The 14,920-nt window shown below is 57.1% G+C and carries 13 protein-coding genes; 7 read left to right on the top strand and 6 right to left on the bottom strand.

All coding sequences use genetic code 11. The features are described 5' to 3' along the window. Position 1: 1 nt before the first annotated feature. Positions 2 to 1,540 carry an exopolyphosphatase gene (gene ppx / locus QLG21_RS15835; protein WP_088207956.1) on the top strand — a complete coding sequence of 513 codons (1,539 nt, stop codon included), beginning with the start codon at positions 2 to 4 and terminating at the stop codon, positions 1,538 to 1,540. Between the two features lie 4 nt (positions 1,541 to 1,544). Here ppx and QLG21_RS15840 read toward each other — a convergent pair whose 3' ends face one another. After that, on the bottom strand, positions 1,545 to 3,788 hold the full coding sequence (locus tag QLG21_RS15840) for an EAL domain-containing protein (protein ID WP_282484775.1): 2,244 nt from the start codon (positions 3,786 to 3,788) through the stop codon (positions 1,545 to 1,547). Positions 3,789 to 4,114: 326 nt separating this feature from the next. Between QLG21_RS15840 and QLG21_RS15845 the strand changes: the two genes are divergently transcribed. The 3 genes from QLG21_RS15845 to QLG21_RS15855 all read left to right on the top strand — a co-directional run bounded on the left by QLG21_RS15845 (position 4,115) and on the right by QLG21_RS15855 (position 5,663). After that, complete coding sequence (locus QLG21_RS15845) at positions 4,115 to 4,303, top strand: YfgG family protein (protein WP_137849488.1); 189 nt, start codon at positions 4,115 to 4,117, stop codon at positions 4,301 to 4,303. Between the two features lie 146 nt (positions 4,304 to 4,449). After that, positions 4,450 to 4,914 (top strand): DUF6130 family protein, encoded by a 465-nt coding sequence (locus QLG21_RS15850; protein WP_137849489.1) that lies wholly within the window; start codon positions 4,450 to 4,452, stop codon positions 4,912 to 4,914. A gap of 11 nt (positions 4,915 to 4,925) precedes the next feature. Then, a complete protein-coding gene (locus tag QLG21_RS15855) occupies positions 4,926 to 5,663 on the top strand; it encodes an alpha/beta hydrolase (protein ID WP_137849490.1) in 738 nt (245 codons plus the stop codon). A 65-nt stretch (positions 5,664 to 5,728) separates the two neighbouring features. On the opposite strand, the gene guaA is transcribed toward QLG21_RS15855, so the two are convergent. Together guaA and guaB are read right to left on the bottom strand one after the other, a co-directional pair. Continuing rightward, positions 5,729 to 7,306 (bottom strand): glutamine-hydrolyzing GMP synthase, encoded by a 1,578-nt coding sequence (guaA, locus tag QLG21_RS15860; protein WP_282484776.1) that lies wholly within the window; start codon positions 7,304 to 7,306, stop codon positions 5,729 to 5,731. A gap of 63 nt (positions 7,307 to 7,369) precedes the next feature. Continuing rightward, positions 7,370 to 8,836, bottom strand: a complete 1,467-nt coding sequence (guaB, locus tag QLG21_RS15865; RefSeq protein WP_006176656.1) for an IMP dehydrogenase — start codon at positions 8,834 to 8,836, stop codon at positions 7,370 to 7,372. Between the two features lie 159 nt (positions 8,837 to 8,995). Between guaB and xseA the strand changes: the two genes are divergently transcribed. Genes xseA through QLG21_RS15880 form a run of 3 tightly spaced genes read left to right on the top strand, consistent with a single transcriptional unit; the run spans position 8,996 to position 11,798 of the window. Then, positions 8,996 to 10,369 (top strand): exodeoxyribonuclease VII large subunit, encoded by a 1,374-nt coding sequence (gene xseA, locus QLG21_RS15870; RefSeq protein ID WP_102890386.1) that lies wholly within the window; start codon positions 8,996 to 8,998, stop codon positions 10,367 to 10,369. Between the two features lie 58 nt (positions 10,370 to 10,427). Then, positions 10,428 to 11,447, top strand: a complete 1,020-nt coding sequence (locus tag QLG21_RS15875; RefSeq protein ID WP_137849492.1) for a M4 family metallopeptidase — start codon at positions 10,428 to 10,430, stop codon at positions 11,445 to 11,447. Continuing rightward, positions 11,448 to 11,798 (top strand): protealysin inhibitor emfourin, encoded by a 351-nt coding sequence (locus tag QLG21_RS15880; RefSeq protein ID WP_058610295.1) that lies wholly within the window; start codon positions 11,448 to 11,450, stop codon positions 11,796 to 11,798. Here QLG21_RS15880 and QLG21_RS15885 read toward each other — a convergent pair. From QLG21_RS15885 to QLG21_RS15895, 3 genes are all read right to left on the bottom strand, one after another. After that, positions 11,795 to 12,016, bottom strand: a complete 222-nt coding sequence (locus QLG21_RS15885; RefSeq protein ID WP_006176660.1) for a zinc ribbon domain-containing protein — start codon at positions 12,014 to 12,016, stop codon at positions 11,795 to 11,797. The genes QLG21_RS15880 and QLG21_RS15885 overlap by 4 nt on opposite strands. Before the next feature lie 49 nt (positions 12,017 to 12,065). Then, positions 12,066 to 13,100: a Gfo/Idh/MocA family oxidoreductase gene (locus QLG21_RS15890; RefSeq protein WP_137849493.1), complete on the bottom strand. Its 1,035-nt coding sequence runs from the start codon at positions 13,098 to 13,100 to the stop codon at positions 12,066 to 12,068. Between the two features lie 63 nt (positions 13,101 to 13,163). Further along, positions 13,164 to 14,705 carry a peptide MFS transporter gene (locus QLG21_RS15895; protein ID WP_137849494.1) on the bottom strand — a complete coding sequence of 514 codons (1,542 nt, stop codon included), beginning with the start codon at positions 14,703 to 14,705 and terminating at the stop codon, positions 13,164 to 13,166. Positions 14,706 to 14,920: the final 215 nt, after the last annotated feature.

A 14,920-nucleotide genomic window follows, 5' to 3' on the forward strand; every position in this document is an offset into this window, starting at 1 on the left:
TATGCCGATAAATGATAAGACACCACGCCCGCAGGAGTTCGCTGCGGTCGATCTTGGTTCTAACAGTTTCCACATGGTCATCGCCCGTGAGGTGGATGGCGCGATGCAGATCATTGGCCGTCTGAAGCAGCGCGTGCACCTGGCCGACGGTCTGGATGCGAACAGCATGCTGAGCGAAGAGGCCATGGAGCGTGGCTTAAACTGCCTGTCGCTGTTTGCCGAACGTCTGCAGGGCTTCTCGCCCTCCAGCGTCTGCATCGTGGGCACACATACCCTACGCCAGGCGCTGAATGCGCCGGAGTTTCTTAAACGTGCGGAAAAGGTCATCCCCTATCCGATTGAGATCATCTCCGGTAACGAGGAAGCGCGCCTGATTTTCATGGGCGTGGAGCACACGCAGCCGGAAAAAGGCCGCAAGCTGGTGATTGATATCGGCGGGGGTTCCACGGAACTGGTGATTGGTGAAGACTTCGAGCCGCGTCTGGTGGAGAGCCGCCGCATGGGCTGCGTCAGCTTCGCGCAGATGTACTTCCCGGGCGGAACCATCACCCGCGAGAATTTCCAGCGCGCGCGCATGGCTGCGGTACAAAAACTGGAAAATCTGGCCTGGCAGTACCGTATTCAGGGCTGGAACGTGGCGCTGGGCGCCTCGGGTTCGATCAAGGCCGCACATGAGGTGCTGCTGGCGCTGGGCGAAAAAGACGGTTTTATCACCCCTGAACGTCTGGTGATGCTGACCGAAGAGGTGCTCAAATATAAAAGCTTTGACGCCTTAAGCCTGCCGGGTCTGTCCGACGATCGTCAAGCCGTGTTCGTGCCCGGCCTCGCCATTCTGTGCGGCGTGTTTGATGCGCTGGCGATCAAAGAGCTGCGTCTCTCGGACGGCGCGCTGCGTGAGGGCGTGCTGTATGAAATGGAAGGCCGCTTCCGTCATCAGGATATTCGTAGCCGTACCGCGCAAAGCCTGGCGAACCAGTACAACATCGACCGTGAGCAGGCAAAGCGCGTGCTGGAAACCACGGTTCAGATGTACGAGCAGTGGCACGAGCAGAATCCTAAGCTGGCACATCCGCAGCTGGAAGCGCTGCTGAAATGGGCTGCCATGCTGCATGAGGTGGGGCTGAACATTAACCACAGCGGCATGCACCGTCATTCGGCGTACATTCTGCAAAACAGCGATTTGCCGGGCTTTAACCAGGAGCAGCAGAGCATGATGGCGACGCTGGTGCGCTATCACCGCAAAGCGATCAAACTCGACGATCTGCCGCGCTTTACGTTGTTCAAGAAAAAGCAGTTTCTGCCGCTTATTCAGCTCCTGCGACTTGGCGTGTTGCTTAACAACCAGCGTCAGGCCACCACGACCCCGCCGACGTTAAAGCTGAAAACGGACGATCATCACTGGACGCTGAGCTTCCCGCACGGCTGGTTTAGCCAGAACGCGCTGGTACTGCTGGATCTGGAAAAAGAGCAGCAATACTGGGAAGCGGTCACCGGCTGGCTGTTGAAGATTGAAGAAGAGAGCGCCGAGGCCGCAGCATAGCGGCCTACGCGGTTGCGGGCAGCGCCTCAGCGTCCAGTAAAGACGCCATCTCAACCGGCTTACCAATCAGGTAACCCTGCACATAATCGATACCTAGCGCGTGAACCGCGCTACGTATCTCTTCTGTCTCGACGTACTCCGCCACTACCAGCATTTTCTTCATGCGCGCCAGATGGCAAATCGAGGCCACAATCTGATAATCCAGACTGTTGCTGACGATATTGCGAATAAAACTGCCGTCGATTTTGAGGATATCAGCATCCACGCTTTTCAGGCGGGCATAGCTGGCATATCCGGTGCCGAAATCATCGATCGCAATGCGCACTCCCATGGCCTGCAGCTGGCTGAGCGTCTGCGTGGCCTGCTCTGATCCGTTTCCGAAACATCCGCACTCGGTGATCTCGACGATCAGCTGCCAGGCCTCCACGCCATACTTCGTCAGAAGCTGCTTCACTTCCTGAGGGAACTGCGTGCGGCACGCGGTAGACGGCGCAAGATTGATCGCAAAACGCTGGGCAGGAAGCCTGTCGCGATGATCCGCTAAAAATTGCAGCGTCCGCTCCAGCACCCATAAGTCCACGCGAGACGACAGACCAAACTCCTGGGCAACCGGCAGGAAGCGATCGGGAGAGATCAGCTCGCCCTGCTCGTCCAACATCCGCAGCAACACTTCATCATAGTGATCCCCGCGTAAGCCCCTGACCCGCTGCACCATCAGGGTGAACTTATCCTCTTCCAGCGCCCGCTGAAGCAGATTCATCATCGCGACCTTCTCTTTCAGGTTACGCTGCAGGTGCATAGCCCCGCGCTGCTGAAGGCTTTCAGGATGATGGCTTGAAAGCGACAGATTGGCGATGATGCTGAGCTCCCCCAGCAGCAGATAAAGATGATTAACCGGAGAACGCACGTAGCAGTAGCTTATGCCCACCTGCGGCTGGAGTGGCATACCATCCCAGATAAAGCGGAACAGTTTGATACGCTCATCCAGCGCGACGATGCGTTCCTGGTGAGATTCGGTGCCCATACGAATCGCCAGATCGTAGCCGGTCAGCGTATAGACACACTCCCCCGGCAGCAGAGCGTGGTTAATCCACGCGGCCAGCTGCTGTTTGTACTGGATCCGCAGCAGCACCCCGTAGTTATGCCCGAGTACCTCCAGTTCAGGAATGCGCAATAAACAGAGCGCGGACCAGGGCGATTTACTCAGCGCGCGGGACAGCGCCCGCAGGTTTGGCATGTTAACCACCGGGTCGAGAAGCGCCAGCCTGCGGGAACGAATATTGATGGCCCGCTGGCGGGTGGCCAGCATGGACATGTAAATCACCACAAAAGAGGAGACCAGATAGCTGGACGAGGTAATAGCCAGCTGGATGTCATATCCTTGGTTTACAGGGATATAGCGATAGAAATAGTGGATCGACACCAGCAGGACCGGGGTCCAAATCACCGACATCAGCTTATAGCCAAAGCGCATTGCGCCCCAGAGCATCACCGGCATCAGCAGCGACAGCGTGTAGTTGGTGCTGAAAATGGTGCTGTTCTCATTCATGGGCATCAACAGCAGCGAAAGTAATCCGCCCAGCAGCGCAGCCCACAGCACAAACTCAGCCACCGTCACTTTACCGTCAATTTGCGCGCGGCTTTGCGATATGTACCCTCTCAGGTAGTGCGGATTGCGTATGATACGAATCAGCAAAAAGCTGAACGGAACCGCAGTCAGCCCACTCACCAGAAGCGCCTGATAGTTGATCAACGTGCGAATATTCAACGGGTTAAGACCCGCCATGCTCTGGCGGCTTTCATACACCCCGAGATAGACCGCAAACTGGAAGAACAGCAGAAACAGCGTGGAGGGGCAGAACACCTGCCAGAACAGGCGCTGGGCCATCAGATACACGTTGCCATAGGAAACCCGGTTGCGTTTCGGCGCAAACACGCGGTATCCCCCCCAGCTCAGCACGACCGGGACTAAAAAATGGAGCACGCTCGCCCAGGTTTCAAACAGGCTGACGGCGGGATAGTAGCGATAAAACAGGGACAGAACGATGCCCGGCAGCGCGGCCAGGTCAAAAATCACCATCATCGCCAGAAAGAACGAGAGGGGAAAATAGTAAAGCACAACAACGCTTTCGTTCAGCTGCGTATAAGTGTTAAACATGCTGAGCAGCGGCAGCAAAACGGGAGGCAAAACGAGGGGAAGCGCCCACCAGCGGTCTTTATTGTGCTTCAGAAAGGAGATAATTTTCATAGATGCCCGGTTAAACCCTGTGTTCTCCTGAGGGTAAATAAAGACAGGCATCCAACCTGACGTGTCAGTCACACTGTGAAAACCTGTGCATCACAATGGAGGAAGGATTTTAGTGATCAGCGGCAGGAAACCGTTGATGTAAATCAAATAAAATTATTTGTAGAAAGGTTTCTTACGATTTTTATGCTTGCTTACCGGGGTAATGAGTTGATTAGCAACAAATAATGCTGAACTGACTATTTTTTACACATTCCGGAATTGACCCTTGCTTCCCGCTGTGCCTTAATAGCCGTATCGCCCAAACGGGTAAACCCAGGAAAAACAACGTGAGTCAGGCCCCGCGTATGCACAAACGACACCGATTTAACACCCGCATGACCCGCATCATACTGCTTATCAGTTTCCTGTTTTTCTTTGGCCGCTTTGTTTATTCCTCCATTGGCGCCTGGTATCACCATCAGGACAAAATTCAGACCCAGCAATCCAGCCTCACCGTCGAAACGCCCGAACGCTGACGCCCGCCTTAACAGGTAAGACACTGTATCGCAGTGTATCCGGCTTGCCATGCTGACAAACTGGTACAAAAATCCGCCTGCAGCACATATACCTGATACATCAAAATGGTCTTCTGTCTCTGTCGTCATTATGAGGAGAGACAGAGATGATTCGTCGCTATTTAATCCCCTTCATTGCGCTGGTCACCGCCAGTAGCGCCATAGCCGCTCCGTTAGATGGCCTGAGCGCCGCCGACGTTAATGGCCCGGCAGCCGTAGCGCCACTTGAAAAACCTCAGCCGCCCGCCAGGCTAATTGTCGATCCGCCGCTCGCAGGGCCACTGAGCAAAGGGGCCGTGTTTATTCAGTACCGCGCCGAAAACCTGCGCATTGAGCCAGTCTTTGGCCCGGAGGCGCTGAACGTCACGCCACGTATCGGCCATATCCACGTCATCGTCGACGATGCCCCCTGGCACTGGGCAGATGCCAGCGGTGAGCCGGTGATCCTCGTGGGCCTGCCAGCTGGCAAGCACAAGGTCACCCTTATTCTGGCCGACCCTACGCACAAACCCATCGTTCACAAAACCGTTGAATTCACCGTGCCGCCGCACGCCCCGGTTCATCACTTTTAAGGAGCCTGAAGATGAAAGCACTGTCTGTATTAACGGCTGGCCTGTTGGCTCTTTCTGCCAGTGCGTTAGCGGAGAACCATTCAAGCGTAGTGCTGGTGCATGGCGCATTTGCGGATGGCAGCAGCTGGAATAAGGTGATTAGCCGTCTACAGGAACAGCACAGGGAGGTCATTGCCGTACAACTGCCGCTCACCTCGCTACACGATGACGTTGCCGCGACCCGGCGCGCCATCGCCCGGACGCACGGTAAGGTTACGCTGGTTGGCCACTCGTGGGCTGGCACGGTGATTAGCGAGGCGGGGAACGATGCCCGGGTGACATCGCTGGTATACGTGGCAGCGTTTGCTCCGGACTCCGGTCAGTCGACGGCGGATCTGGTGGGGAGCTACCCTGCCCCGCCGGGGAGTGCGGGCATTGCTAAAACGGCTGACGGGTATTTGTATCTCCCCCTCAAAGCGGTCAAAGAAGACTTCGCGCCTGATGTCAAAACGGCTGAGCAGGAACGCATTGCTGCAACGCAGGGTCCGATTCGGGCCGATGCGTTTGGCGAAAAAATCACGCATGCCGCCTGGCATGATAAACCGAGCTGGTTTGTGGTGAGCAAAAACGATCGGATGATAAACCCCGATCTGGAACGCGCCATGGCGAAAAACCTTCATGCCACCACCACGGAGGTCGCGGCAAGCCATGTCTCCATGGTGAGCCAGCCGGATGCGATTGCCCGGGTGATTGAACGGGCGAGTGAATAAGCGGGATAAAAAAAAGCCCGCGAGAGGCGGGCTTTAGTGGCTAAGGGTCTAGATTGTCGGGGAGATTATTCCCACTCAATCGTCGCCGGTGGCTTACCGCTGATGTCATACACCACGCGGGAAATGCCGTTCACTTCGTTGATGATGCGGTTAGAGACGCGACCCAGGAAATCATACGGCAGGTGCGCCCAGTGTGCGGTCATGAAGTCGATGGTTTCAACCGCGCGCAGGGAGACAACCCAGTCGTATTTACGGCCATCGCCCATTACGCCGACCGAGCGAACCGGCAGGAACACGGTAAATGCCTGGCTCACTTTGTTGTACAGGTCGGCTTTGTGCAGCTCTTCAATGAAGATCGCATCGGCACGGCGCAGCAGGTCGCAGTACTCTTTCTTCACTTCGCCCAGCACTCGCACGCCGAGACCTGGCCCCGGGAACGGGTGACGGTAAAGCATGTCGTACGGCAGACCCAGCTCCAGGCCGATCTTACGCACTTCGTCTTTGAACAGCTCGCGCAGCGGTTCAACCAGGCCCATCTTCATCTCTTTCGGCAGGCCGCCCACGTTGTGGTGAGATTTGATGACGTGCGCTTTACCGGTAGCAGAAGCTGCCGATTCGATCACGTCCGGGTAGATGGTGCCCTGCGCCAGCCATTTCACGTCTTCCAGCTTCAGCGCCTCTTCGTCGAACACTTCGACAAACACGCGACCAATGATTTTACGTTTCGCTTCCGGGTCGTTCTCCCCCGCCAGCGCGTCCAGGAAGCGTTTCTCGCCTTCCACGTGAACGATGTTCAGACCAAAGTGGTCGCCGAACATATCCAGCACCTGCTGAGATTCGTTGAGGCGCAGCAGACCGTTGTCCACGAACACACAGGTCAGGTTTTTGCCGATAGCGCGGTGCAGCAGCATCGCGGTAACGGAGGAGTCCACGCCGCCGGAAAGACCGAGGATCACTTTGTCATCACCAACCTGCTGGCGGATACGCTCCACGGCGTCGTCGATGATTTTTGCCGGGGTCCACAGGGCTTCACACTGGCAGATATCGCGCACGAAGCGCTCCAGCATACGCATCCCCTGACGGGTGTGGGTCACTTCCGGGTGGAACTGCACGCCGTAGAAGCGTTTTTCTTCGTTCGCCATGATCGCGAACGGGCAGCTTTCGGTGCTGGCAACGGTCGCGAAGTCAGACGGGATGGCGGTAACTTTGTCGCCGTGGCTCATCCACACGTCCAGCAGCGGTTTGCCGTCGGCGGTCAGGGAGTCTTCGATACCGCGCACCAGCGCACTGTCGGTCACGACTTCAACCTGCGCGTAGCCGAACTCACGTTCGTTAGAGCCTTCTACTTGGCCGCCGAGCTGCATCGCCATGGTCTGCATGCCGTAGCAGACGCCGAAGACCGGCACGCCCGCTTCAAATACGTACTGCGGTGCGCGCGGGCTATTCTCTTCGGTGGTGCTTTCCGGGCCGCCGGAAAGGATGATGCCGCTTGGGTTGAACTCGCGAATCTGTGCTTCCGTGACATCCCACGCCCACAGTTCACAGTAAACGCCCAGCTCACGTACGCGACGCGCCACCAACTGAGTGTACTGAGAACCAAAATCCAGGATGAGAATGCGATGTTTATGAATGTTTTCCGTCATTGACGCTAATTCCGAGGCAAGAGAAACAAAATCGCCCGGCATAAAGCCGGGCGTGGAAATTTATCAGGAGCCCAGGCGGTAGTTCGGGGACTCTTTGGTGATCGTCACGTCGTGAACGTGGCTTTCCTGGATACCCGCACCGCTGATACGCACGAATTCTGCCTTCGTACGCAGCAGGTCGATGGTACCACAGCCGGTCAGGCCCATACAGGAGCGCAGGCCGCCCATCTGCTGGTGAATGATCTCTTTCAGACGGCCTTTATAGGCTACGCGACCTTCGATACCTTCCGGCACCAGTTTGTCTGCCGCGTTGTCGGTCTGGAAGTAACGGTCAGACGAACCTTTGGACATCGCGCCCAGGGAGCCCATCCCGCGGTAGGATTTGTAAGAACGGCCCTGGTACAGTTCGATTTCGCCCGGGGATTCTTCCGTACCGGCCAGCATAGAACCGACCATCACGGCAGCCGCGCCCGCAGCGATAGCTTTAGCGATGTCGCCTGAGAAACGAATGCCGCCGTCAGCGATAACCGGGATACCGGTGCCTTCCAGCGCTTCAACCGCGTCAGACACGGCGGTGATCTGCGGAACGCCCACGCCGGTGACGATACGGGTAGTACAGATAGAGCCAGGGCCGATACCCACTTTTACCGCGCTGCAGCCGGCTTCAGCCAGCGCGCGTGCGCCTGCGCCAGTGGCGACGTTGCCGCCGATGATTTGCAGGTCAGGATATTTCGCACGGGTTTCACGAATACGCTGCAAAACGCCTTCGGAATGGCCGTGAGAGGAGTCAATCAACAGCACATCAACGCCTGCTTCTACCAGCGCATCGACGCGCTCTTCGTTGCCCGCACCCGCGCCAACCGCAGCGCCAACGCGCAGACGGCCACGCTCGTCTTTACAGGCGTTAGGCTTACGTTCTGCTTTCTGGAAATCTTTTACGGTGATCATGCCGCGCAGGTGGAAGCTGCTGTCAACAACCAGCGCTTTCTCAACGCGTTTTTCGTGCATTTTTGCCAGCACGACGTCGCGGGTTTCACCTTCACGCACGGTAACCAGACGCTCTTTTGGCGTCATGTATACGCTGACAGGCTGGTTCAGGTCAGTCACAAAGCGCACGTCACGACCAGTGATAATCCCCACCAGCTCGTAATCTTCCGTCACAACCGGGTAGCCAGCAAAGCCGTTACGCTCGGTCAGGGCTTTCACTTCATGCAGGGTGGTGGTTGGCAGAACGGTCTGTGGGTCAGACACAATGCCGGATTCATGTTTTTTCACGCGGCGAACTTCTTCAGCCTGACGCTCAATAGACATGTTTTTATGAATAAAGCCAATGCCGCCTTCCTGTGCCAGGGCGATCGCCAGGCGCGCTTCAGTCACGGTGTCCATTGCCGCAGAGAGCATAGGAATGTTCAGGCGAATGGTCTTCGTTAACTGCGTGCTGAGATCGGCAGTATTCGGCAGAACGGTGGAGTGAGCGGGAACGAGGAGGACGTCGTCAAACGTCAGTGCTTCTTTAGCGATACGTAGCATGGGCAATATCTCTGACCTGGGTGGTTAAATATTGCCGTGGCATTATACAGAGCGTAACCGATTGCATCTACACTTTTTTGAAAAAAATGCTTGCGATCGCTTCTCAGCAGGTTACTATCGACTGAATAACTTGCTGATTTAGAATTTGATCCCGCTCACATGTTATCCTCTCAATCTCCCTCAATTTTTACTGTCAGCCGCCTTAATCAGACGGTGCGTTTGCTGCTTGAGCAGGAAATGGGGCAGGTCTGGATCAGCGGTGAAATTTCTAACTTCACCCAGCCATCATCCGGCCACTGGTACTTTACGCTGAAAGACGATACCGCCCAGGTACGCTGCGCGATGTTCCGCAACAGCAACCGCCGGGTGACGTTCCGTCCTCAGCACGGCCAGCAGGTTCTGGTGCGCGCCAATATCACCCTGTATGAGCCGCGCGGTGATTATCAAATCATCGTCGAAAGCATGCAGCCTGCGGGTGAAGGTTTACTGCAGCAGAAGTATGAACAGCTCAAAGCAAAGCTCTCCGCCGAAGGTTTATTCGATCAGCAGTTCAAAAAAGCCCTGCCCTCACCCGCCCACTGCGTGGGGGTGATCACCTCGAAAACCGGGGCGGCCCTGCACGATATTTTGCATGTCCTGAAGCGTCGCGATCCTTCCCTGCCGGTCATCATCTATCCGACCGCCGTTCAGGGTGACGATGCGCCCGGGCAAATTGTGCGCGCCATTGAGCGGGCGAACGCCCGTCAGGAGTGCGATGTGCTGATCGTCGGGCGCGGCGGCGGCTCGCTGGAAGATCTGTGGAGCTTCAACGACGAGCGCGTGGCGCGGGCAATCTTTGCAAGCGTAATTCCCGTTGTGAGCGCCGTCGGCCACGAAACCGATGTCACCATTGCAGATTTTGTTGCGGACCTCCGCGCCCCCACGCCATCCGCGGCGGCGGAAGTGGTCAGCCGCAACCAGCTGGAGCTGCTGCGTCAGCTCCAGAACGGCCAGCAGCGTCTTGAGATGGCGATGGATTACTTCCTCGCCAACCGAACCCGCCGCTTCACCCAGCTTTACCATCGTCTGCAGCAGCAGCACCCGCAGCTGCGTCTGGCGCGTCAGCAAACCGTGCTGGAACGCCTGCGCCAGCGCATGAACGTTGCGCTGGACGGCCAGCTCAAACGTGCGACCTCGCGCCAGCAGCGCATGGCCCAGCGCCTGAGCCAGCAAAATCCGCAGCCGAAAATCTACCGTGCGCAAACGCGCATTCAGCAGCTCGAATATCGTCTCGCGGAGAATGTCCGTGCACGCCTGAGCGCCACCCGCGAACGCTTTGGCAACGCGGTGACCCATCTGGAAGCCGTCAGCCCCCTTTCCACGCTGGCGCGTGGCTATAGCGTCACCACGGCGACAGATGGCAAAGTGCTGAAACAAACGAAACAGATTAAGGCCGGGGATGTGCTCACGACGCGGCTTTCAGACGGCTGGGTCGAGAGCGAAGTGAAGGCGATCAAGCCGGTAAAAAAAACGCGTCAGCGTAAAACCGGATAAATCTTCGCCGGTTACAAACTATACTGCTGCTATTCCCTTTTTTACTAAGGAGAGCAGCATGCCCCATCTTCACAGCGTCATCCCCCCGTATATTCTTCGCCGCATTATCGAAAGCGGTTCGGAGCCACAGCAGCGCTGCGCCCGCCAGACGTTAACCCATGTGCAAACGCTGATGGCGCATATGCCTGGCAAACCCGCCGCGCCGCACGTCAATAAGACCGGTCAGCTTGAGCGTGATATCTATGACGCGAAACAGACTCAGGAGCTGCCGGGTACTCAGGTGCGTTACGAAGGCCAGCCGTCCAACGGTGATGTTGCAGTGGATGAAGCCTATGATTATTTAGGTATTACCCATGACTTCTTCTGGAAAGAATATCAGCGTGACTCGCTTGATAATAAAGGGCTGGTCCTGACCGGCACCGTGCACTATGGCCGGGAATATCAAAACGCCTTCTGGAACGGTCAGCAGATGGTCTTTGGCGATGGCGACGGGGAGATCTTTAACCGTTTCACCATTTCCATCGACGTGGTGGCGCATGAACTGAGCCACGGCGTGACCGAGACCGAAGCCGGATTAATCTACTTTGAACAGTCGGGGGCGCTGAACGAGTCGCTGTCCGACGTGTTCGGCTCGCTGGTGAAGCAATATCACCTTAAGCAAACCGCCGACCAGGCGGACTGGTTGATTGGCGAAGGTCTGCTGGCTGATGGCATTAACGGTAAAGGATTGCGCTCTATGGCGGAACCCGGCACGGCCTATAACGATCCCCTGCTCGGTAAAGATCCGCAGCCCGGTCATATGAAAGATTTTATCAAAACGCGCGAGGATAACGGCGGCGTGCATCTTAACTCCGGTATACCTAACCGCGCCTTTTATCTGGCCGCCACGGCCCTGGGCGGCTATGCCTGGGAAAAAGCCGGCTACGCCTGGTACGACACCGTGTGCGATCGCAGTCTGACGCAGGATGCCGATTTTGCGGCCTTCGCGCAGCTGACCATCGCCCACGGAGAGAAGCGTTCGGGAAGCGACGTTGGGGTGGCCATTAAACAAGCCTGGGAACAGGTGGGAGTACTGTAAATGCAGGTTCCGGAACTGACGGATGACGCCGTGGTTGAGCTGGCCCGGGAAGGCGGCGTCGCGTTTATCCCTAAGCTGAGCGGCCAGCGCACCATCGCGCTTTCGTCGCTTAACGAGGCCCAGCGCCAGCGCCTGGTGAGCATCCTGGAGCAGGCTTTCCCGCGCGGTCAGCCGCCCGGGCAAGCCTCTTCACCCGGCAGCGGTGACCAGCGCTATTTCCGCATCCAGATTATCTGGACCGGACAAAATCAGGCGCACTACGCCGACATCATTGTGCTGGTGCCCGAACAGGAAGCGCCCGAGTCGCTGGTTGAGCTGTGGCGAAAAGGCGAAGGCTGCGTGTGCGATTAACCTTCGGCCCGAACAAACTCCACGCGTTTTTTAGAGATCAGCCCGTGGCCGTTCTGGCAGAAATAATCCACCGCACCGCAGGCTTTTAATACCTCGAGCGGCTTGTGGCACTCGGGGCAACGCGCTTCCAGCGCGACGTCTTTATTGCAGCGCGCGCAGTGGGCCGCGCCGTGCTGAGGCTCCAGCTCTGCATGGCAATCCGGGCAGGTTATCGTCATGATGACTCCTAAAGCAGTTCAGTATTACGTCGATAGTATCACGGGGCGCTTAATGCGCTCCACGCAGCCGTTGTTGCAGGTTCAGCAGCAGCTCAACCTCATCGAGCCTGCGCTGCGTCGTGCGGCTAACCTCCTGCGGATCGCACCTGAACAGGCTTTGCGCGCCCAGAACGCGCTCCGCAAGGCAGTGTTCGTAAATCGCGCCGGGCAGGGTCCAGCGCTGAATATCATCCCCGTCAATCAGCTCCACGACGTCCTCTGCACCGCGTCGGTCGTGGCTGATAATGCGCCCGTCACGCAGATAAAGCCGCAACCCTTTTTGGCCGCCCGCCGGGCCCGCGTATTTATTAAGCCAGATGTTCACCGGCACACCGCTTATTCTCCCCTGTAGATGCGCTTCACCCTCAGCCGTGATCAGGTCGCCCTGGGTAATGTCGCGGCCCAGCCGATCGCGGGCGGTCATCACCTGTAGAGCCATGTCACCCTGCCCACCGAGATAGCGCACCGTTTCACGCAGCATCGCCAGAACATGGGTCCCAATATCCAGAATGACGCCGTCCGGGTGACGAAGCGTACGCTTATCCGGCTCGCCGGTGGCAAAATTGAGCGCTACCGGTTCTCCGGCGGCGTTGAACCCGCTTGGCTCCTGGAGAAACCCTTCCATGCTGACAATCTCAGAAAAATGACTGACCAGCGCGAACCGCACCGCGCCGAGGCGCGCCATCCAGTGATCGAGCGCCAGCACGCGGTCCGCTGCGCCTGGCTGAGCCAGCAGTGCTTTCAGTCTGGCCATCTGGGAAAGCGTCGCAACGATCGGTTTTTCGACCACAATACACGTTATCGGCGAGGCGAGAGCCTGTTCCAGCACCTCGAGGTGATGCAGGGATGCGGTGGTGATGAACAGCGTATCAAGAGACTGAGCGAGTAGCTCAGGGAGGGATGCGCAGCGAGTGATGCCTTCCGGCTGCTTTGTGGGGTCAAGGTCAAACCCGAGGAGGTGGAGCGAGCTGCCAAAACGGTTACGCAGCGCCGGCAGATAGGCCGTTTCAACCACTGCGCCAAGACCAACAAACCCTAACTGCATAGTATCGCCTCGTTAAATATCATGCCGGAGCAGAACGCCTGCCCCGGCAAGAACGAGGGGTTATCAGGCGCTGGCGGCCGGTTTCGTCTGGGCATTTTCCAGCATACGGCGTACCGGAACAATGAGGACGATCAGCACCGCGGCACAAATCAGCAGCGCGATGGAGCAGCGCGCGAAGAGATCCGGCAGCATATCCAGCTGGTCGGCCTTCACGTGACCGCCAATCAGGCCCGCCGCCAGGTTACCCAGTGCGCTGGCGCAGAACCACAGGCCCATCATCTGACCGCGCATTCTCTCCGGGGCCAGCAGCGTCATGGTCGCCAGACCAATCGGACTAAGGCACAGCTCACCGAGCGTCAGCATCAGGATACTACCTACCAGCCAGAACGGTGAAACGCCTGCCCCACCGTTGCTCAGCACGTTCTGCGCCGCCAGCATCATCAGGCCAAAACCTGCGGCAGCACACAGAATGCCAATCACAAACTTTGTGATGCTGCTCGGGCGAATGTTTTTACTCGCCAGCTTCGGCCATGCCCAGCTGAACACGGGGGCCAGCAGGATGATAAACAGCGCGTTAATCGACTGGAACCACACCGCCGGGATTTCAAAATCGCCAATCATGCGGTTAGTGTAGTCGTTGGCAAACAGGTTGAACGAGGTTGGCTTTTGCTCAAACGCCGACCAGAAGAAGGCGGCAGAGACCAGCAGGATGAAGCAGACCAACAGTCTGGCGCGCTCTTTGCGGTTCAGACCAGCAAAAATGAACAGGTAAATGAAGTAGAGGGCAACGGACGCCGCAATCACGTAAACCAGCACGCTCGCCACGGCGACGGGGTTAATCACAATCACGCCCTGAGCAATCAGGGTGACGATTACCGCCACGCCAACGGCCAGCGCCAGCAGCCACGCGCCGACACCGTTTCGTTTCACGACCGGGTTGTTCCAGGTGGAGTCAAGGCCAACTTCGCTGTCGTAGCGTTTCATTGCCGGAACAGCAAAAACGCGGAAGATGATCAGCGCGACCAGCATCCCGATACCGCCAATACCAAAGCCCCAGTGCCAGCCATGGGATTTGATCAGCCAGCCGGAGATCAGCGGCGCGATAAACGAGCCCATGTTGATGCCCATGTAGAACAGTGAGAAACCGCCGTCACGACGCGCATCGCCCTTTTTATACAGCGTGCCGACCATGACTGAAATACAGGTCTTGAACAGACCGGAGCCGAGCACGATAAACATCAGGCCGATAAAGAACAGGTTGTCGCCCATGAAAGCAGAAAGCGCAATGGACAGGTGGCCGAGCGCAATCAGGATCGAGCCATACCAGACGGCTCTCTGCTGGCCGAGCCAGTTATCTGCCAGCCAGCCGCCCGGCAGCGCGGCGAGGTACATCGTCCCGGCAAAGATGCCGACAATCGCCGAGGCGTTCTCACGCGCCAGCCCCATCCCGCCGTCGTACACGGTAGCGGCCATAAAGAGGATCAGCAGCGGGCGTATGCCGTAAAACGAGAAACGCTCCCACATTTCGGTGAAGAACAGCGAACCGAGCGGATAAGGATGGCCGAAGAACGTTCGGCTTTCTTTTTGATTAACAGAGGATTGCATAATTCTCCCGAGAAGGTATGTCGTCGTGCTTGTAAACGCCAGCAGGTACGCCGGCCAGTTACGTATCTGGCCGATTTTTTACATGCGGCGAAAAGTTGGTTAACCATTTGATAACCAGGCGCTAGTTTTGTCTAGTACCGAACCCTGGACTTTAAGATGAAAATTCGACGATTGTCTACTTTATTAGATTTATACGTGGTTGAAAGTGAATAGTG

The organism is Enterobacter sp. V87_3, assembly GCF_029967835.1.
In the GTDB taxonomy this organism is placed as follows: Bacteria; Pseudomonadota; Gammaproteobacteria; order Enterobacterales; family Enterobacteriaceae; genus Enterobacter; species Enterobacter cancerogenus.